A 20,244-nucleotide genomic window follows, 5' to 3' on the forward strand; every position below is an offset into this window, starting at 1 on the left:
TTTTAAGGTGCTGTTGATTAAAAAGTTAAACCTAATTTAAAACCGACAGGGATCACCCAAGGTGTAACATTGTATCTTTCAATTCCTTGTTTGAACTGAGTACCCGCTTGCGCTCCAGCTTGTGGTTGGAAAGCAGTTTCAGGATCAATACCAATTTTTGAAGCAGTCCATAAAATGATGTTACGACTATACACAGAGAAGTTGGCGCCTTGTAATCCCATTTTCTTAACGAAAGCACTTGGGAATTCATAGCCTAAAGAGATTTCTCTTAATTTTACGAATGATGCATCAAACGTTGCTGCACGTGTAAAGCTCCATGGATAGTTGTCGCCATATGGTAAAATCCTTGTATTAGGCCCACCTAAGTTTTCTTCGTAACCTGTTACATTTCCTTTGTCATCATAGATAGCGATTACACCTGGATTAAATACGCCATTTGGATAAACTTTTCCGCCATATTCAAATGGATATCCACCATATTCCTTGGTAGGTCCACCAACTATTGGGAAGTATCCATTTTGATTGATGCGGATCATTTTATCTTGATTGGCTACCAAGTAATTACGTAAGGCATCACCTGTCAAGCCATTTGGATTAATCAAATTATCCAAGAAACGTTGAGATTTCAAATCGGATTCACTGTAACGATAGGTTTGTGAAACAAAATCTCCTCCATTTCTCCAATCAAAGGTCATGTTCAAACTAAAGTTTTTATAGCTCAAAGAGGTTTGTAAACCTAAAATAAAATCTGGATTAAAATTACCTATTTTGTTTCTGGTGTTACTCGCAGAAATAGATTGCCAAGAACCGTCAGAATCTAATATTGGGTAACCAAAATATTTCGAATTTTGATCTTTTACGGTGACAATTTCAGCATCGTAAATGTCTCCAATCTTATCTCCTACATAAGTCCAAGCTCCTCCTTTGGCATCTGTCCAAAGTGTGTAAGAATTTAATCCACTTGATAATTCTTTAATCGTCGTTTCGTTTTTGTAGAAGTTAGCGGTTAAATCTAATTTCCAACCATTGTTATCTATTGGGGTACCACCTAAAGTTAACTCGATCCCTTTACTAACCAATAAGCCTGCATTGATGTTCTTCGAGGTAAAACCTGACGAAGATGGAAGGGTTGTTGGAATGATTTGATTTCGGTTTTCTACGGTATAATATGTTCCTGAAAATCTTAAACGATTTTTGTACATCGTTAAATCTGCTCCTAAGTCTACAGAGGTAGAAATTTCTGGTTTCAAATCAGGTAATAATATGTTGCCATTTTTTCCTAAACGAGTAATGGATCCCCATGCTTCAGCAATTCCTAATGTATTGATTAACGCATACGGGTTCGTGTCATTACCTACTTGAGCAACACCTGCTCTAATTTTTAGTAAATCAATTTTTTGATTTGAGATTTGGAACATTTCATTCAATAAAACACTTAAGGAAGCGGAGGGATAGAAGTAAGATCTATTTTCAACAGGCAAAGTACTTGACCAATCATTACGTGCTGTTAAATCCAAATAAACCATATCCTTATAACCTAAATTCGCCATACCATAACCTGAATAAACCACTTTTTGAGTTTGATAACTTGAGTAGTTAATATTGGTATTGGCAATATTTTGTAAAGTATAAAGACCTGGAATAATTAATCCTGTACCACCTTTTGATGAATTACTGACATCCGATGTTCTAGAGTTTCTGGCGTTTCCTCCAACTGAAAAAGATAAAGAATAATCACCAACAGGTTTAGCCCATGTAGCTAAGAAATCGATGTTGCGTTCATAGCGGTCTAAATTAATGATACCATACGCACCATTTTTTTCACCGGTATAAGATTTTGCAATTTTTGTTTCTCTTGTTTCTCCATACGTATCTAATGAATAACGGGCCATCAAACTCAATTCTGGAGTTAATTGATAATCTAATTTTACATTACCAAATCCGCGATCACGCACAAATGAGTTATTTACCTCATACGCTAAGAACCATGGGTTATTATAACTACCAATAGCTTGAGATTTTTGTTGTAAACCTTCTTGGCCTGGAACCCAGTAGTTTTTTAAGTCCATGATATTAATGTGAGGAGAAACTGCATAAGCCCATTGCAACGGGTTAGATCCCCTTTCACTTGCTGGACGGTTATTGGAGCTATTTCTACTTACATCCAAATTAGTGCTCAATTTCAATTTGTTCGACAATTTGAAAGAAGAAGCAATGGATAGAGAGTTTTTGAATAAATCGGAATTTGGTACGATACCGCGACTAGTCATATTGGAATAAGTCAAGCGATAATTGGCCACATCATTGCCATTGGATACTGAAATGCCATTGGTGGTCGTGATACCTGTTCTTACAAAGTTTTTCACATTATCTGCATAGGATTTTAATTCTGAAGGAATTGGCTTTCCATTGGCATCTTTTGGACTATTCCACTGAATAGCGGTATATCCCTTGTCCAATTCAGGCCCAATACCTCCAGCTGAACCCTCTTCAATGGATAAAATTCCTCCAGGATAAGGATTGTTGTCAGGAGTAAATGGTAATACCCCTGTTGCAAATTTGGAGTGCATTTTTAAGAATTTGTAAGGATTATCAAACACCGTATTTGATGTGATGTTAACCGTCATTTTCTTTGCTTTTGCTCCATTTTTAGTTGTAATCAAAACAACACCATTACCCGCTCTTGATCCATATAATGCCGCTGCACTTGGTCCTTTTAAGACAGAAACACTTTCTACGTTTTCTGGATTCAAATCTGAAATGGCATTACCGTAATCCACACGGTTATCATTACCAATTTGACTCACGTTGTTCAATGAGTTGATCACTGGAACACCGTCAATCACAAATAATGGTTGATTATCGTTGCTCAAAGACTTGGCACCACGAATAATCATACTAACAGATGAACCTGTAGTACCTGTGGCATTGATACTAACCCCAGCCACTTTACCTGCTAATGAGTTTAATACGTTTTCATTGACAACACGGCTAAGATCTTTTCCGGCAACTTTTCCTACGGAATAACCCAAGGATTTTTCTTCCCGTTTGATACCTAAAGCAGTAACAACAACTTCATTCAATTCGGAGGAATTGGTTGTTAAAGCTACATCCAGAACTGTGCGATTTCCTACGTTCACTTCTTTTTTGTCAAATCCGACAAATGAGAAAACAAGCACAGGATTTGTACCTGAAACTTCAATGGAATAAGAGCCAGAAATGTTGCTCGAAGTTCCTTTGTTCGTTCCTTTAATGGTAATGCTGACACCAGGTAATTCGGAGCCATCAGAACTGGAAGTGACCTTTCCAGTGATCAGTCGAGACTGAGCGAGTGTTGCTGAATAGCATCCTACTATCAATGCAACCGTAACTAGGCAATGCCGAAGCATTTTTGTGTAAAAAGGTATTCTCATTTTATATAAATTAGGTTAACAAATGACATTTTTAGATAGTCTTTCAAATTCTTAACAAAAAAATACATTTTTATAATTGAAAAGTTAAATAAATTCACCAAATAGCATAACTATTCTGGCATACTTGTGTGTTCGCTTCTTTAAAAAAACTTATATAATTCAATGAAGGCTCAATTACTAAAAGTTTCCAATCAACCATTGCGATCATTTAGTGTTCGACGTGACATAGTTAGTTACTTTTTTAACAAGTATCATTACCATCCTGAGAACGAATTGTTATTAATTGAAAAAGGAACAGGTACTCAATTTGTAGGTGATAGTATTCAGCATTTTGAAGATGGTGATTTATTGTTTATTGGGTCAAATTGTCCACATTATTTGCGAAGTGATGATATTTATTTTCAGGGACAAGAAGATTTGAAGGCATCTGCATTGGTGATTCATTTTAGTCCAGAATTATTTGGAGAAGTATTTATGAATTTACATGAAAATCGGTTTGTGGCGAATTTAATGGAAGAGTCGAAAAAGGGAATTCAAATTCACGGTCAAACCAAACAGCAAATAATTGGTAGAATGAAAATGATATTGGAACAAGAGAACGACAATCAAGTACTTCAATTATTTCAAATATTAAATATATTGTCCATTAGTCAGGAAAAAGAATTTTTATCCAGCGGATTACTAGAAACCACCACAAATGAAAAAGAAACGAGTCGATTAAATTTGATTTACAATTATTCTGTGAAAAATTTCAGGAGAAAAATCACTATTGATGAAATCGCAGAAGTAGTCAATCTTAGTCCACTTTCTTTTTGTCGATATTTTAAAAGTAAAACCCGTAAAAATTATGCCAATTTTCTGAATGAAATACGAGTGGAATTTGCTTGTAAGTTGATCAAAGAAAATCAATTATTGGTTACTCAAATCTGTTACGAATCGGGATTTAATAATTTCACCAATTTCAATAAAGCCTTTAAAAAGGTAACGCAAAAAACTCCCTTTCAATTTGCGAAGGAATTCAATTAGGAAGAGAAAAGAGAAAAGAAAAAAGAGAAAAGAAAAAAGAGAAAAGAGAAACGAGGGATTTTTTCTTTCTATTCAAAATTATCAAACAACTGAACTTTATTACACCTAAATTGCAGGGGGTAAGGGGACCCATTACCCCATAAAAAAAGTAAATCAGATTTATAAACTAGAAACTTATATTTCCTATCAATAATCTGATTTTCTTAAAGGTATTCAACTTTTCACGATTCTTTCCTATCTTCTCTCTCCTCTTTTCTTCTCTTCTTCTTAAAATCGATTATGTGCCCCTTTCAATTCCCCATGGGAATGACTAGCAATAAATGCTAAAACGGCAATGATCAAAAATAATAGGATCAGATTCTTGGCATATTTATTCCAAGATAAATCCCTGGTAAGAAATTCAACTTTCGTATTTTTTTGTAGGTATAGGATAATGCCAAAATTGACGATATAAAGGTATTGCTCAATCCGATAGGTGCTCAATATAGCCGAAGTTATCAATAAACTTAATAGTATATAAAGTCCAAAATGGGCAATGAAAAATCGTTTCAGTGTTGGATATTCAATCTTATTAGATTTAGAATAGGTGTACATCCAAAAAATACTTGCTCCTAAAATAAGAAATAAACTATCCCAACGAATGGATAAAATAATGGCTTCTGCATCAATAAAATTCAATTTATTTACTGTTTCCGTTAAGCGTTCCATGCGAAAATTTTGTTGCCACATGATGACTGGAATTATTAAGGTAAGCATTAGAATGGCTGGCCATTGATTCGGAGCTTTATCATTGCTTGATTCTTCCCATTTGGAGGTAAACGTTCCATAGGCCATTCCTATTCCACCGAAAAACCCCAAGGAATATTCCATGACATTCCAAAAATTAAATTTGATTGCAGATACCGTTCCTAATACTTGCAAAAAATTTCCAAAAGCAAAACCGAAACCTCCACCTAATCCTGCAAATAAGGCCACTCGTAAGGCTTGCACGTTTTTGGTTCGAAACATAAACCAAATTAATGCTGCAACCATTCCAAATACTCCCGCCCAAGATTCGTCTCTAGGTGGTGTCATCAAAAATTCAAATTGCTGAATGATGAAGAAATAAAAGATTAATGCACCGACAACCATTTCCACGATCAATTTCGACCATTTTACCGGGGTTTTACTTGAATGACCTATGGCTAAACCAAATAAGCCTCCACCCATGAATCCATATAATCCACCTATGACAAATAATGAAACTAATCCATAATAGACATTGACAAAATCAGTTGAACGGCCGTAACCTACCACTAAACCATAACTCATGACTCCTCCAATTCCCCAGCCTAATGCCCCCGCCAAAATTATTTGAAAGGCTTTTGCAGTCCAATCTTTCCGATTAGCCAACAATAAAATACAAATTGAACCAATAGATCCCGCCCACGCAGCACCGTGTTCATGACCAAACTGTCCCCTAACGGCCCATGCAGTAGCCAAGGACATTCCAACAAGAAGTATTGCTCTGATATTCATCGTTATTGTATTTTAAAGAGAAGATCGTAGAGAGGAGAGAAAAAAATGACACAGTTTAGCGAACACACCCCGATTTTCTCTTTTCTCATTTTCTCTCTTCTATTTTCAAACTCTTAACCATCGACAACTTCTCATAATCCAATAATAGCTGATCAATGTTGTTGGTTTGTTTTTCCGTTAATTTTCCAACCGCCCTTCGGGTGGCTAAATTTATTTGGAAACCTCTTTTTTGAAGGGCATATTTAGCACTGGTAGGATAGACGTCATGCATAACATCCATGTTGTCATTGAAGAATTTTTGAATTTCTTCAACTTGCTTCTCCTTGCCAACTTTATTGAAATTTTCACACAACCAAACAATCAATTCCGGAAAATAATTGCCTTGAATACAAGATAATCCCATAGCTCCTGCTTTCAAAACTGCCACGGCATGTCCCATATAGGCATCATATAGTCCGAAATTATAACCTTGTGCCATTCGAATCCGATTAGCAACTTTGGTGAAATCCAAGGAAGTATCTTTGTGGTAAACCAAGCGGCCGGAAGGTAGTAAATCTTCTAAAACCTCTGGACTAATCAATCTTTTATAAGGCGCGGGACATTCGTAAATGCCAAAAGGTATGCCTGGAGTTAGATCCATATACTTATGCATATGCTCTAAAAATAAGGCATCTGATTCATTTTCTTTGACCATTTGATTATTAAGAATAATCACAGCTTGAATGCCTAAAGCGTAAATTTCTTTCGAAAATTGAGCCATTTCTTCGATACTGCCCTCCAATGTGCCTGTTGCCACTACGGGTACTCTTCCATTGGCAGTTTTTACAACAGTATCGATTAAACTTATGCGTTCTTCACGGCTCAACTCATACATTTCACTGGATAAACAATTGGCGAATAAGCCTACCGCACCCGCTTGAATATACATTTCAGTTAATCTGGCAATTCCTTCTAAATCCAACGATAAATCTTCATGGAAAGAACTAATCATCACGGGAACAAATCCTTTTGGTAATTTTTGTTGCATCATTTAACGAGTTTTTTTGATGAGTTTTTGAACTAGAATTCCGATGCTGACGATGGAAATCGTTCCAATTACAACCGTCATTTTGGAATCAAATGGACTTTGTAGATTTTCAGGAAGACTATCCTTAAAGGAAATCCAAGCGATAATGGCTACTCCAAATAGGGCAGCAATTTTGGCAGCTAGATTTTCGACATTTTTGGCTAAAAATCCCATCAAGAATATTCCCAACATTCCTCCTGCGAAAATTCCCGACAGCTTCCACCAAACATCTAATAAGCTTTTCACACCAATCATACAAATGCCAAACGTGATTCCTAATATCCCCATCACGATAGTGGCTATATGTAAGACCTTTAATTGCTTGTCGGCGGCTAAGTCCTTTTGGACATATCGTAAATAAATATCTTTCAAAAAAACAGTGGCAGAACTATTCATTCCACTACTCATGGTACTCATGGCAGCCGATAATAAGGCAGCCATTAATAATCCTAAAAATCCCTTTGGAATTTGAGTTTTCATGAAAAATGGTAAGACTCTATCCCCATAATCGGAAGGTTTTAACGAATCCAATGCCATATTTTTTTCTGTTGCAACTTGTTGTTTTAAATCCAATATCAGGGCTGGATTTTCCATGTAAAAGGTATAAAGGGCTGTTCCAATGAAGAAAAACAAAAAGGAAACGGGCACAAAATACATTACACATAACCAAATACTTTTGGAGGCAGCTTTTGCATCTTGAGCGGTATGATAGCGTTGAATGTAATTTTGGTCAATTCCAAAATTGGTGAGGTTAATGAAAAAACCATATAACAAAACCACCCAAACCGAGCTTATACTAAAATTAGGTTGAAAACTGCCTAAACTAAATTTGTCATCTCGGATGCCAATTTCAATGACCTTGGAAATTCCTGTTTGATAAAGGATGATTCCAATAATCATCAATGCTCCACAGGTTTTTAAAATGGCCTGAATAACCTCTGTCCAAATAACCGCTTCCATACCACCTAAAACGGTGTAAAATATGATACAAAGTCCTGATACAATGATAATAAGACGCATGTCAATACCCGTTAATGCATTGATGGTAAGTGCAATCCCATAAAATATCGTCCCCATTCTAGCCAATTGGGTCATAATGAAACAAACCATGGCATAGGTTCTTGCCCAAGAGCCAAATCTTTTTTCTAAATGGGTATAGGCACTTATTTCGCCATTGTTTCGATAAAATGGAACAAAATATTTGGTCGAAACCCAAGCTGCAAAAGGAATAGACAAACTAAATGCAAATGGATTCCAATTGCTTCCAAAGGATTTACCCGGATCCCCTAAAAAGGTAATGGCACTCAAAAATGTGGCGTAAAAGCTAAGTCCTAAGGCCCAACCAGGAATTTGTCCAGAGGCCGTTGTGAATTGTTCGGAGCTGCTATTTCTTTTGGAGAAATACACACCTATGCCTATCATACAAGCTAGGTAAATAACGATGATACTTAGGTCAATGATGGGTAATTCCATTTTATAATTTGATTACAACGTGCTTGATTTTTTCTCTTTTCCAAGTATAAGTAATGTGAAGCTTACCATCTTTGGTTTGAATCACAGCTGGATAGGAAAACTCAGCCTTGGGGGTATTTTCCAACACAGCAATTTCTTTCCAAGTTTGACCATCCTCTGAAATAACTACATTCAGAGGAGAACGATTACCTCCCCATTCTCTAGATTCTTTGGTTACGTGATTATAAACCAATACTTGACGACCATCTTTTAAAGTCACGGCGTCTGTTCCAGAATTGGGATTAGGCAAGGTAGTTGCTTTTAAGGATGTCCATGTTTTTCCTTGATCACTTGAAAATGCTTCTAGTACATTTCCATTTTTGCTTCTACATAGAATTTGTAATCGACCATCTTTTAAAAATAATACACTGGGTTGAATGGCGGAGAACTCTTTTCCATCATTGATAGCCTCTGTTCTTGTCCAAGTTCGACCACCATCTTTAGTCATTTCAAAATGGACTCTCCAACCATTATCCTCTGAACTAGTAGGACATAATAATGTTCCATCTTTTAACATGACGGGTTTATTTTTGATAGGACCCAAAATTCCTTCGGGTAACACCTCCGCATTGGACCAGGTTATTCCTCCGTCGTTGGAACGGCGCATCATTCCCCACCAATCTCTCGGCGTGGGTCCAACCTTATAAAATAAAAGCAATTCACCTCCTTGTGGCATTTGAAATAATACCGGATTCCAGGTTGGATAACGAATGTCCTTGTTTTGAACACCATTCGCAACTTCGATTGGCGCTGTCCATTTTCCGTTTTCTAATCGACTCACCCAAATACCCACATCTTTGTTTCTTTCTTCGGTACCACCAAACCAAGCCGCCACTAAACCTCTGGGAGTTTCTTCAATGGTTGAAGCATGACAAGACGGGAAAGGCGCCGTTTCATAAATAAATTCGGATTTTTCAATTTGCGCTAACGCGCCATTTGCCAACACCATAAGTGCTAGTATGTAGAGTATTTTCATTGTTTAATAGGTTCAAAATTTGCTCAATTTAGTGTTTTTGTTGGACTTTTTTTATTTGGTGAAAAAAAGATTTGATAAAATTTCTTATAACTTGCACTTTATAAACCTATTAAACTTCTGAAAATGCGCTATCTAATCGTCATAGTGTTCTTCATTGTGTATGCCTGTACACCCGAAAAAAAGAATTCCATTCATCTTTCGACAGAACATCAAAAAGCATTGTCTGACTTTCAAATCATGGAAGGTTTCGATATCGAAATGGTGGCGGCTGAACCTCTAATTGCAGATCCAGTTGCCATGGAAATTGATGAAGATGGAAATTGGTTTGTCTTAGAAATGCCTGGCTATCCATTGGATTTAAGCAAAACCGGACAAGTTCGTAAATTGATAGATACCAATAAAGATGGTTTGCCGGATCAATCCATTGTGTTTGTCGATAGTTTGACTCTCCCAATGGGTATCATGAAATGGAAAAAGGGGATTATCGTAGCCGATGCACCGAATATCCTTTATTTTGAAGATACGAATGGGGATAATAAGGCAGACAAAAGGGAAGTGGTTTTAACCGGTTTTTCTTTGTCAAATCCACAGCATAACATGAATACGCCCAAATTCGGTTTAGACAATTGGATTTACCTTGGGCATTCAGGATCTATTAATTCCTTCGCTTATGAGTATTTATTTGGGGATAAAGGAAGTGATATTCGCTATCCTAGCAATAAAAAAGCACCTTTTTTGTCCAAAAATGGCAATGGCCGAAATGTGAGATTCAAACCAGATGTGTTTGGTTTGGAATCCATGTCGGGTGAAACGCAATATGGCCATACCTTTGATCCTTGGGGGCATCATTTTTACACAGACAATGCAGATCATCTTTTTCATGAGGTGATCGATGCTCGTTATACCACCATGAATCCTAATTTAGTGATACCTGAGGCAATGGAGAAAATTCCGGATCATGGAGATGCTTGTGAGGTGTATCCGATTTCAGAAAATCCTAATCATCAATTATTGACAGATGTGGGGGTTGTCACTTCTTCTTGTGGAATTACTTGGTACGATGGAGGAGCGTTTGGAAAGGATTTTTCTCAAGTGACTTTCGTGGGAGAACCGGTTCATAACTTGGTACATGCCGATATGATTAATCCTCATGGTGCTACCTTCAGGGGTTCTCGATTACTTGAAAAAAAGGAATTTTTAGCTTCCAAAGATCCTTGGTTTAGGCCAGTGAATTTTTATGTAGGGCCAGACGGAGCCTTATATGTGGTCGATTATTATCGTCAATTAATTGAGCATCCTGAATGGATGTCGGATGAGGTCAACAAAAGTGGAGCCTTATACAATGGAAAAACCAAAGGACGGATCTATCGAATTACTAAAAAAGGAGCGAAAGGTTTTGATTGGATGAATGAATTGAAACTTTCTTCCGAAAAATCCGAGAAATTGGTGGAACTTTTACGTTCCGACAATGGCTGGTATAGGAAGACAGCACAGCGTTTATTATACCAAAGAAAGGATGTTACAGTGGCGAATTCTTTACACCAAATGTTGGAAGAAAAAGAAGCTGAAGCCAGTATTCCTGCGCTTTGGCTTTTGAAAGATTTTAATCAATTAAACGCCAAGGACTTATCCAATGCGCTTGAAAATAAACAGGAAGGTGTTCGTGAAAATGCCTTAAAGGCCGCGGACTTATTGATGAATGAACCCAAAATAGCGCAAAATCAAAATTTAATTAAAATACTCATGGAAGCGGCCAATGATCCTTCGGCTCGCGTCCGTTTCCAATGGCTTTGCTCTTCTGCTTTTTTCCATTTTCCTCAAGTAGCGAATTTGAGGAGTCAAATTGTGAAAAGAGATATCGATGATCATTGGGTAGGGGTTGCATCCATAGCAGCTTCTTCTGGTACAGAATTGGATTTATTAAAAAGTGCTATTCAGAATTTTGGTACAAAGCCAAGTGAAGGGAAAGAAAATTTCTTTACCTATGTAGCTGCCGCATTATTGAAAAAAAATGATCTGAATTTTCTGGCTTTTGTCAATGATACTAATACCTCAAATGATTGGTGGCAAGCTGCCTTATTGAAGGGCTTATCCAGTTATGCTGACTATGCCGAAAAGAAAATTTCTTTGAGCGAAATTCAAAAAAGTACGATGGCCAAATCGTTTTTGATTTCCCCTTCCACCAAAATGCGTAAGTCCATTATAGCCACTTTTCGAGCAATTGGCCTACCAACTGATCCCTTATTTTTCAAACAAATTGATATTCAGTTTACTGCCAGTAAAGATCCTCTTTTTCAAGAAGATGCATTGGCATTAATGACGCTTCGAAAGGATCCTGCATTCACCTCAAAATTGGTTACTTTTATCGTTAAGGCTCCGAGTGAATCCATTCAAATGGCTAGTATCAAAGCTTTGCCAGACCATTTGACTAATCAAGAAATCAAACAAATCAATCAAGTTTATCAACAAATGAAAATGCCTTCAAGAAAAGGCTGGATCAACTATTTGGTAGTGCATTTGAATTACATGACCACCTTGTTGAAGGAAGTTGCCAATAAAAATATTCCACGTGCAGATTTGGCATGGCCTCAAATTGTGGAATTAATGAATTCCGATGATGCAGTTGTTCGAAAGTTAGCAAGAGAGGTTTTAGCAATTAGCGAGGATAGAAAGGCTATTTTGCAAAATTATTTACCTGCTGCAGACATGGTAGGAAGTGCCACCAGAGGGAAGGAGATTTTCAAAACCAATTGTACGGTTTGCCACCAAATTCAGGGTGTAGGTGGTATTTCTTTTGGCCCCGATTTGTCTACTTTAAAAAGTAGAAATGCTTTGTCTATTATTACCGAAATCATTAATCCGAACAATTCCATTGCGGATAAATATGGCAATTGGGAATTGGTATTAACAGATGGCAATAAATTGTCAGGAATCATTACTTCTGAAAATGAAAACTCCATTAGTTTGAAACAAATGGGGGGCATTGTATCCGTCATTGAAAAGTATCGAATCAAATCGCGTGTTTCGGCAAAACTTTCAGCCATGCCAAATGGATTGGAGGCTAATATAAAATTGCAAGACATGGCAGATTTAGTCGCTTTTATGAAAGGCAAATGATTTTTTCTTGCTAATTTGTGTTTTCAAAAACCTATTTAATTATAAAAATTATTTAAAATGTTTAATAAAATAACGCTAGGCTTTGTTTGTGTCGTTGTAGCACTGGGTTCACTTAGCTTTTTTCAGCCAGCTTCCCCCAAATTTTTACCGATCTCACTGAATGCTCACATTTCTTTGGTAGGAGGTAATTTAGGATCTAGAATGATTAATTATGATCATTTTGAAACGGAGTTACATTTACGTTATCCAGATAATAATCTCCAAGTTCGTAATTTATGTGATGGTGGTGATACACCGGGTTTTCGTCCACATTCCGCCAGAAATCAACCTTGGGCCTTTCCTGGAGCAGGTAAATTCCAAGATGAATTCGCCAATCCTTCTGGCAGTGAAGGTCATTTAGAAACACACGATGAATGGTTGTCCCGCTTAAAAACGGATATCGTCATTGGATTTTTTGGTTACAGCGAATCCTACGAAGGCAAAGCAAAATTGGCAAGCTATAAAGCAGAATTAACGGCTTTTATTCAACACACCTTAGCTCAAAAATACAATGGAGTTTCTGCTCCTAACTTGGCATTGGTTTCTCCAATTGCTTTCGAAGATTTAACAGCTTTGTATGATTTACCGAATGGGAAAACCCAAAATGTGAATCTTCAATTGTATAGTCAAGCGATGAAAGAGGTTTGTGCAAAAGAAGGCGTTTTATTCTTAGATGCTTTTACGGCTTCTCAAAAATGGTACTCAGAATCAGATGAACCTTTAACCATCGACGGATTTCAGTTGAATGATAAAGGGTATCAAAAATTATCCTTATTCTTAGCGGACCAAGTATTTGGAAAGAGAAATACGACATTAGAGAACTTGAGAAATTCAGTTTACACTGCGGTAGCGGAGAAAAACTGGATGTGGCATACCGATTTCAAAATACCCAATGGGGTTCACGTGTATGGACGAAGGTACAATCCATTTGGACCAGATAATTACCCGGCTGAAATTGAGAAAATTCGTCAGATGACGGATAATAGAGAAAAGGCTATCCAAGCAGCCTTGCACGGAAAACCATTTGATCTTGTCGCGGCAGATGCCAAAACAAGAAAATTGGAACCCGTAAAAACCAATTTTAATCCGGATAAAAATGGAAGTTTAACGTATTTGTACGGTCAAGAAGCCTTAAAAGCTATAAAAGTAGCTCCAGGATATAAAATTGAATTGTTTGCTTCGGAAGCAGAGTTTCCTGATTTAGCTAAGCCCGTTCAAATGACATTTGATAATAAAGGTCGTTTATGGGTGGTTTGTATGCCTTCTTATCCACATTATAAACCCGGTGATGCTAAACCCAATGATAAAATCATTATTTTGGAAGATATCAATAATGATGGAAAGGCAGATAAGGAAACTGTTTTTGCCGATGGTTTACACGTGCCGGTAGGAATGGAAATTGCTCATAATGGAGTTTATGTTTCTCAAGGAACCAATTTGGTGTTCTTACAAGATACCAATGGTGATGATCATGCAGATAAAAAGGAAGTCATTTTAAGTGGTTTTGATGATCACGATACGCATCATGAAATATCGGCCTTTGTGACAGATGAATCAGGTGCCATTTACATGGGTGAAGGTGTCTTTTTACATACCAATGTGGAAACTCCTTATGGCACCGTTCGGGCTACTAATGGAGGATTTATGCGCTATAATCCTGCTAGAAAGCACTTGGAAAGAGTGGCTCAATTGTCTATTCCAAATCCTTGGGGAATTGCATTTGACAAATGGGGGCAAAACTTCTTTGCCGAAACATCAGGTCCCGATGTTCGTTGGATGATGCCAGGATCGACCAAAAATAGGTATGGGCAAACCGGTCATAAATCATTTACCTTGGTCGAAGAAAAACACTTGGTTCGTCCAACATCTGGTTTAGAATTTGTTTACAGCAGACATTTTCCAGAAGAAGTTCAAGGCGATTTTTTAATCAATAATACCATTGGATTTTTGGGTATGAAACAACATATTCTGACAGATGAGGGGACCGGTTATAAATCGAAGCACCGCCAAGATTTAATCGTTGGAGAAGATCGTAATTTCCGACCGGTAGATATGGAATTTGCACCCGATGGATCTTTGTTTGTCATTGATTGGCACAATATTTTAATTGGACACATGCAACACAACGCAAGGGATCCATTAAGAGATCATACCCATGGTAGAGTTTACCGCATTACCTATCCATCCCGCCCTTTGGTAAAACCAGCTAAGGTTTTTGGTGCTTCGATAGACGAATTATTGGATAATTTAAAATTACCCGAATATCGTACTAGGTACCGAGTTAGGAGAGAATTACGCGGAAGAAATGCCTCGGATGTTCTGCCAAAAATAAAGACTTGGGTAGCAAATTTGGATAAATCAGATCCTAATTATGAACATCATGTGTTGGAAGGCCTTTGGGTTTCCTGGGGCTTGAACAAAGTGGATCAAACATTGTTAAATCAATTATTGAAATCGAAAGATTATCATGTTAGAGCTGCAGCTGTCCGAGTATTGAGATATACAGGGCATCAAGTGGCTAATCAAGCCGATTTATTGGCCAAAGCAGCAGAAGATGAACATGGCCGAGTACGTATGGAGTCATTTGTTGCCGCTTCTTGGTTGCCCAAAGAAAAAGCTTTGCCCATTTTGGCCTTGGCCAAAAAACATCCTTTGGATGATTGGATGAAAGATCCGCATGAAATTGCGGTGGCCCATGCTTCAGGTCTAAACGTGGCGAAGAAAAAAGAAGCCAAAGTAGAATCGGATTTATTGGGGAATGATTTAGCCATGTTCAAAGAAGGTCAAAAATTATTCGCCAAAGATGGATATTGTAATACCTGTCACCAAACCAATGGAAAAGGTTTGGTCTCTTCTGGTTTTCCTCCTTTGGCAGGATCTAATTGGGTAACTGGAAATGAGGATCGATTAATAAAATTAGTATTAAAAGGATTGATGGGGCCTATTGAAGTATCTGGGGTTAAATATCCAGGTCAAGTACCGATGACTCCATATGGTGGATTGATGAACGATAAAGAAATTGCTGCGGTTTTGACTTATGTTCGTAATGCATTTGGGAATAAAGCCTCCGTCATTAAGCCTGAAAAAGTAAAAGCAGTGAGAGCATCCATTGCGGCCAAAAAAGATTTTTATAATGTTTCAGAAATTTTAGAACTACATCCCTTAGAAAAATAAATGAAAAATAGTTGTCGATTACTGTTGAGTTTTTGTTTGGTTTTTGTCTTTGTTCAAATGGGTTTTTCGCAAAAGAAATCCAATAAAAAACCATTGATTGTGTTTGTTTGCGGAGACCATGAATACAGCGGTGAGGAGACCTTGCCACTTTTGGCCAAGACATTGGAATCTCAATATGGATTTAGAACAAAAATTTTAAAATCCTTTCCAGATCAAAATGCAGAAAAGGATATTCCAGGTTTAGAATCTTTAAAAGACGCAGATTTAGCTGTTTTCTTTTTACGCTGGAGATTATTACCTGCAGACCAAGTGGCACATATTGAGGCATATTTGAAATCAGGTAAACCTATCATGGGCTTTCGAACAAGTACCCACTCGTTTAATTATCCTAAAGGAGATCCATTGGAATCTTACAATGGTTTCGCTGAAAGAGCATTTGGTGCGCCTCCAGGATGGGGAGGTGTTGCCCAACATACCCATTATGGGCACAATGCAAGTACAGATGCAACCATTATCCCTGAAAAATCGAAACATCCGATTTTGACAGGAGTGGATCCTACTTTTCATGTTCGCTCGTGGTTGTATCGTGTTTTACCCGATTATCCCAAAAAAGGCAGCGATTGGTTAATCATGGGTAAAGCGGTGAATCCAGATAAAGCAGCACAGGATCAACCCATTGCCTGGACTTGGGAAAATGAGTACAAAGGCAAAGTGTTTTTTACGACCATGGGACATCCAGAAGATTTTTCAGTTGAACCTTTTCAGCGATTGGTTGTCAATGCTATTCATTGGGAATTAGGTGTGAAAGTACCTCAAAAATGGTCCGGTAAATTAGATATCATTGTTCCTTACAGAGGAATGGTTAGTTCAAAAAAATAGATTAAAACGAATACCATGAAATATCAGATTGCAATGAATACCCTGGTTTATGGACCAGACATGAATGAATCCATTATTCAACATTTGGCCTACATCAAAGAAGTGGGGTATGAAGGAGTGGAAATTCCTATTTTTAACACAGATTTAGCCTATTGGAAACCTTGGAAAGAGGAAATTGATCGTTTGGGATTAGCTGTTTTTACTGTCACTTTTTTAGGTGCAGATATGAATACCATTTCAGCTGATCCGGCCATTCGTCAGAATGGAATTGACTTTTTGAAAAAAGCGGTTGATGTGACAGCCTATTTAGGTGCTACTTGGTTATCGGGTCCTTATCACTCTGCTTTGGGTGTATTTTCAGGTGCGGCTCCGACACAACAAGAATTGGATTGGTCCAAAGAAAGTATGTTGGCTGTTGCGGCACATGCCCAAGAAAAAAATGTGATTTTGGGTTTGGAGTATTTGAATCGATTTGAAAATTACGTGGTAAGTTCAGCGGATCAATTACATAGTTTAGTGAAAGCCATCAATCATCCTAATGTGAAAATCATGTTTGATACCTTTCACGCGCATATTGAAGAGTTCAATACAGGAGATGCGATGGTAAGAATTGCGGATGAAGTGGGGCATATACAATTGTCAGAAAGTACGAGAGCCACTTTGGGAGAAGGACAAGTACACTGGGACAATGTTTTTGAAGGATTGAAGCGAATGGATTATAAAGGTTGGTTAGTTGTGGAGGCATTTACGCCTTTGTTGCCGGCAGCATGTATTTGGAGAAAAAATTATACCACAGAAGCAGAATTGGTTTTAAAAAGCTATCAACATATACAAAAGCATTTAAATAAATAGAGCATGAAATTTCGATTATTTACGATATCCTTTCTTTTCATTGGGCTAATTGCATTTGGCCAAAAATCCAAAAGCACTCCCGAGTCAGCCTTAAAAGATTATATCAATAATGGTGATAGTAATTTTCAATACGAGGTAAAGGATTCAACAGCGATGGGTAATGTGATGGCATATCAATTGCTGTTAACTTCTCAAAAATGGCATGGAATTACTTGGCGACATCAATTGACCGTTTTTGTTCCCAAAGATCGTAAATATCAAGATGCTTTGTTTTTTATTACCGGTGGTTCGAATAAAGACGAACAACCCAATTGGAGTAATAAAGATGGTTTGTGGCCAGCATTGTCTGCATTGGCAGCCAAAAACAAAGCCATTGTTTCTTTGATCAAACAAGTTCCCAATCAGCCTTTGTTTGATGGCCGGGTGGAAGATGAAATCATATCATTTACTTTACATAAATACAAAGAAGATAAGGATGTGACCTGGCCATTGTTATTTCCAATGGTCAAATCCGCTGTTAGAGGTATGGATGCGGTTCAAGATTTTGCTAAGAGAAAATTCGCTTATTCTGTCAATAATTTTGTGGTGGCGGGTGCTTCCAAAAGAGGCTGGACAACTTGGTTGTCTGCTGCCATTGACGATAAGCGGGTGAAAGCCATTGCACCGATGGTGATTGATATGTTGAATATGCCTGCTACATTGAATTATCAATATACCACTTATGGAGAATATAGCATTGAAATTGAGGATTACGTTAAATTAGGCATTCCTCAAGGGACCGGAACTCCTGATGGCCAAGCAATTACCACGATGATTGATCCTTATTCTTATCGCACTAAATACAACATTCCAAAAATGATTTTTATTGGCACAAACGATCCTTATTGGACAGTGGATGCAACCAAGCATTATTACAATGAAATTCCGGGCCAAAATTTAATTCATTATGTTCCCAATGCAGGTCATGATTTAGGAGGAGGTAAACAAGCGATTGAAGCCTTGAGTGGATTTTTTGCCAACGTTGTTCAAGGAAGAGAAATGCCACTTCCTGTTTGGACCATAGCGGCCAATAAAAATGCTGCTGAACTATCAGTAAAAGGAGTAAATCAAGATTTTATCGAAGCTACTTTATGGTACACCACTTCGGCTGATCGTGATTTTAGAAATAATTTATGGCTAAGCGACAAAGTTAAGGTGACGGATTTATCCCAAATCAAAATTGAACAAAACTATCCTAAAAAAGGATATGCTGCCTTTTATTTGGATTTAAAATACAAAGATCCGAGCGGTGGAGTTTATTCAACTGCTACAAGAATTTATGTTTTGGATAAAGAGAAGGTACTTTAATTAGGTAATAGGTTTTAGGTAATAGGTAAAAGGTAATAGGTAAAAGGTAATAGGTGTCTTTAATTCTTTTCCCGTTTTCTCTCTTCCTATTTTCTCTCTTCCTATTTTCTCTCTTCTCTCTTCTCTCTTCTCTCTTATATCTTTTCTTTATTTCAATTGATCCAAAGCAAATAGAAATTCACTTGCATTGACTAAGCAGTGGACCAAGGCCGAATAAAAAACATTTTTGGTTTTCAAATAGGTATATCCGTAAGCCCAACCTGCTACACTTGCTAATCCAACAAACAATATGGATCCGGCATGAAAATGCACTAAACCAAAGAAAATACTTGTGATGGCCAATGCGGTGTATGTTCCTGCAGGCGCAATATTTCGTTGCTCAACATAAAAGGCTGCCATAAATAACAAGATACAAATGATGGCCGGAAACCAAAATAGGGAGGGTTGAAGGGCATATCCTGCTATTAAGCTAATGATTAAAAATAAGCCAAAACCTATTTTCCAATAAATTTTCCAGGTTTTTTCGAATTCCATTTTTTGAAATAAGATATTTTGAATCAAACCTCTAAAAAATAATTCTTCTACTAAAGCCGTTCCAAAATATATCCGAACCAATTCCTGTATCGAAATAAAGAGTAAACTAAGACTTAATGGCGCAAATGGTTGTGATAAATTAAAATCATAGATAAATCCTATGACATAAACGAATCCGACAAATAGGAGCCAAGAAAGCAAAGATGTTTTCAGGTAGGAAAGATTACCCACTAGTTGAAATCCTATGTCTTTTAGTTTTCGAATATAAAGATAGGAGTAAACGGTACCAATGATCAATGTGAATTTTTGAACTGAACTAAATCCGGAACCCTCAAAGGGCAAGCTGGAATTTCCTTCAAATTTGATGATAGTAGAAGGAATTAAAATAAGGAAAACCATCCATAAATCCGACCAACGAATTTCCTTTTTCGGAAATGCTAAAAAATAAAGACAAGGAAATAGGTATAAAAATAGATGTAAACCTGAGCTGCCTTTAAAAGGAGTTTGACCATGAAGAAAAAAATACCCATAAAAAAGTAAGAGAATGAAAATGGGGAAAATGAGATATCGTTCTTTTTTGATTTCGGATAAGTTTTGTATTCGTTGAATGATTATTTCTTCTCCGACAAGAAAGGTGATTCCAAAAAAAATAATTACATACAAACTCGAAAAAAGCAATTCTTGCCATTCTATCTTCAGGTTAACAGAAATAAAGAAAAGTAAGATAAATAAGGTGAAAATCAGTTGGTATTTCAACTGGAAAATAGTTGTTTTCATGGCTATTTAAATAG

The 20,244-nt window shown here is 37.1% G+C and carries 12 protein-coding genes; 6 read left to right on the forward strand and 6 right to left on the reverse strand.

Features of this window, described 5'->3' with window-relative positions; all coding sequences use genetic code 11:
- Positions 1 to 17: 17 nt before the first annotated feature.
- Positions 18 to 3,413: a SusC/RagA family TonB-linked outer membrane protein gene (locus V7S76_RS01410; protein ID WP_459508211.1), complete on the reverse strand. Its 3,396-nt coding sequence runs from the start codon at positions 3,411 to 3,413 to the stop codon at positions 18 to 20.
- A gap of 162 nt (positions 3,414 to 3,575) precedes the next feature.
- Between V7S76_RS01410 and V7S76_RS01415 the strand changes: the two genes are divergently transcribed.
- Positions 3,576 to 4,439 carry an AraC family transcriptional regulator gene (locus V7S76_RS01415; RefSeq protein WP_459508212.1) on the forward strand — a complete coding sequence of 288 codons (864 nt, stop codon included), beginning with the start codon at positions 3,576 to 3,578 and terminating at the stop codon, positions 4,437 to 4,439.
- A 267-nt stretch (positions 4,440 to 4,706) separates the two neighbouring features.
- Here V7S76_RS01415 and V7S76_RS01420 read toward each other — a convergent pair whose 3' ends face one another.
- From V7S76_RS01420 to V7S76_RS01435, 4 genes are all read right to left on the reverse strand, one after another.
- On the reverse strand, positions 4,707 to 5,957 hold the full coding sequence (locus V7S76_RS01420; protein WP_459508213.1) for a photosystem II biosynthesis protein: 1,251 nt from the start codon (positions 5,955 to 5,957) through the stop codon (positions 4,707 to 4,709).
- Positions 5,958 to 6,042: 85 nt separating this feature from the next.
- The gene (locus V7S76_RS01425; RefSeq protein ID WP_459508214.1) at positions 6,043 to 6,987 is read right to left on the reverse strand and encodes a dihydrodipicolinate synthase family protein; all 945 of its coding nucleotides are present in this window, start codon (positions 6,985 to 6,987) and stop codon (positions 6,043 to 6,045) included.
- The gene (locus V7S76_RS01430) at positions 6,988 to 8,496 is read right to left on the reverse strand and encodes a sodium:solute symporter family protein (protein ID WP_459508215.1); all 1,509 of its coding nucleotides are present in this window, start codon (positions 8,494 to 8,496) and stop codon (positions 6,988 to 6,990) included.
- A 1-nt stretch (position 8,497) separates the two neighbouring features.
- Entirely contained in the window at positions 8,498 to 9,511 is a 1,014-nt protein-coding gene (locus V7S76_RS01435) for a sialidase family protein (protein WP_459508216.1), read from the reverse strand.
- A gap of 123 nt (positions 9,512 to 9,634) precedes the next feature.
- Here V7S76_RS01435 and V7S76_RS01440 point away from each other — a divergent pair, with 123 nt between their 5' ends.
- Genes V7S76_RS01440 through V7S76_RS01460 form a run of 5 tightly spaced genes read left to right on the forward strand, consistent with a single transcriptional unit; the run spans position 9,635 to position 18,919 of the window.
- Positions 9,635 to 12,628, forward strand: coding sequence for a PVC-type heme-binding CxxCH protein (locus V7S76_RS01440; protein WP_459508217.1), 2,994 nt, complete (start codon positions 9,635 to 9,637; stop codon positions 12,626 to 12,628).
- Positions 12,629 to 12,685: 57 nt separating this feature from the next.
- On the forward strand, positions 12,686 to 15,841 hold the full coding sequence (locus tag V7S76_RS01445) for a PVC-type heme-binding CxxCH protein (protein ID WP_459508218.1): 3,156 nt from the start codon (positions 12,686 to 12,688) through the stop codon (positions 15,839 to 15,841).
- Positions 15,842 to 15,898: 57 nt separating this feature from the next.
- Complete coding sequence (locus V7S76_RS01450) at positions 15,899 to 16,720, forward strand: ThuA domain-containing protein (RefSeq protein ID WP_459508603.1); 822 nt, start codon at positions 15,899 to 15,901, stop codon at positions 16,718 to 16,720.
- 15 nt (positions 16,721 to 16,735) lie between these two features.
- Positions 16,736 to 17,572 carry a sugar phosphate isomerase/epimerase family protein gene (locus V7S76_RS01455; RefSeq protein ID WP_459508219.1) on the forward strand — a complete coding sequence of 279 codons (837 nt, stop codon included), beginning with the start codon at positions 16,736 to 16,738 and terminating at the stop codon, positions 17,570 to 17,572.
- Between the two features lie 3 nt (positions 17,573 to 17,575).
- Positions 17,576 to 18,919, forward strand: a complete 1,344-nt coding sequence (locus V7S76_RS01460) for a PhoPQ-activated pathogenicity-related family protein (RefSeq protein WP_459508220.1) — start codon at positions 17,576 to 17,578, stop codon at positions 18,917 to 18,919.
- A 147-nt stretch (positions 18,920 to 19,066) separates the two neighbouring features.
- Here V7S76_RS01460 and V7S76_RS01465 read toward each other — a convergent pair whose 3' ends face one another.
- Positions 19,067 to 20,230, reverse strand: a complete 1,164-nt coding sequence (locus V7S76_RS01465) for a CPBP family glutamic-type intramembrane protease (protein WP_459508221.1) — start codon at positions 20,228 to 20,230, stop codon at positions 19,067 to 19,069.
- Between the last annotated feature and the right edge of the window lie 14 nt (positions 20,231 to 20,244).

This window comes from Aquirufa sp. ROCK2-A2, assembly GCF_054558485.1.

Bases quoted from the DNA above. Each gene is read 5' to 3' on its own strand.
- V7S76_RS01440 (WP_459508217.1), top strand. From the start codon at position 9,635: ATGCGCTATCTAATCGTCATAGTGTTCTTCATTGTGTATGCCTGTACA.
- V7S76_RS01455 (WP_459508219.1), top strand. From the start codon at position 16,736: ATGAAATATCAGATTGCAATGAATACCCTGGTTTATGGACCAGACATG.
- V7S76_RS01420 (WP_459508213.1), bottom strand. From the start codon at position 5,957: ATGAATATCAGAGCAATACTTCTTGTTGGAATGTCCTTGGCTACTGCA.
- V7S76_RS01435 (WP_459508216.1), bottom strand. From the start codon at position 9,511: ATGAAAATACTCTACATACTAGCACTTATGGTGTTGGCAAATGGCGCG.
- V7S76_RS01425 (WP_459508214.1), bottom strand. From the start codon at position 6,987: ATGATGCAACAAAAATTACCAAAAGGATTTGTTCCCGTGATGATTAGT.
- V7S76_RS01445 (WP_459508218.1), top strand. From the start codon at position 12,686: ATGTTTAATAAAATAACGCTAGGCTTTGTTTGTGTCGTTGTAGCACTG.
- V7S76_RS01450 (WP_459508603.1), top strand. From the start codon at position 15,899: ATGGGTTTTTCGCAAAAGAAATCCAATAAAAAACCATTGATTGTGTTT.
- V7S76_RS01460 (WP_459508220.1), top strand. From the start codon at position 17,576: ATGAAATTTCGATTATTTACGATATCCTTTCTTTTCATTGGGCTAATT.
- V7S76_RS01415 (WP_459508212.1), top strand. From the start codon at position 3,576: ATGAAGGCTCAATTACTAAAAGTTTCCAATCAACCATTGCGATCATTT.
- V7S76_RS01410 (WP_459508211.1), bottom strand. From the start codon at position 3,413: ATGAGAATACCTTTTTACACAAAAATGCTTCGGCATTGCCTAGTTACG.
- V7S76_RS01465 (WP_459508221.1), bottom strand. From the start codon at position 20,230: ATGAAAACAACTATTTTCCAGTTGAAATACCAACTGATTTTCACCTTA.
- V7S76_RS01430 (WP_459508215.1), bottom strand. From the start codon at position 8,496: ATGGAATTACCCATCATTGACCTAAGTATCATCGTTATTTACCTAGCT.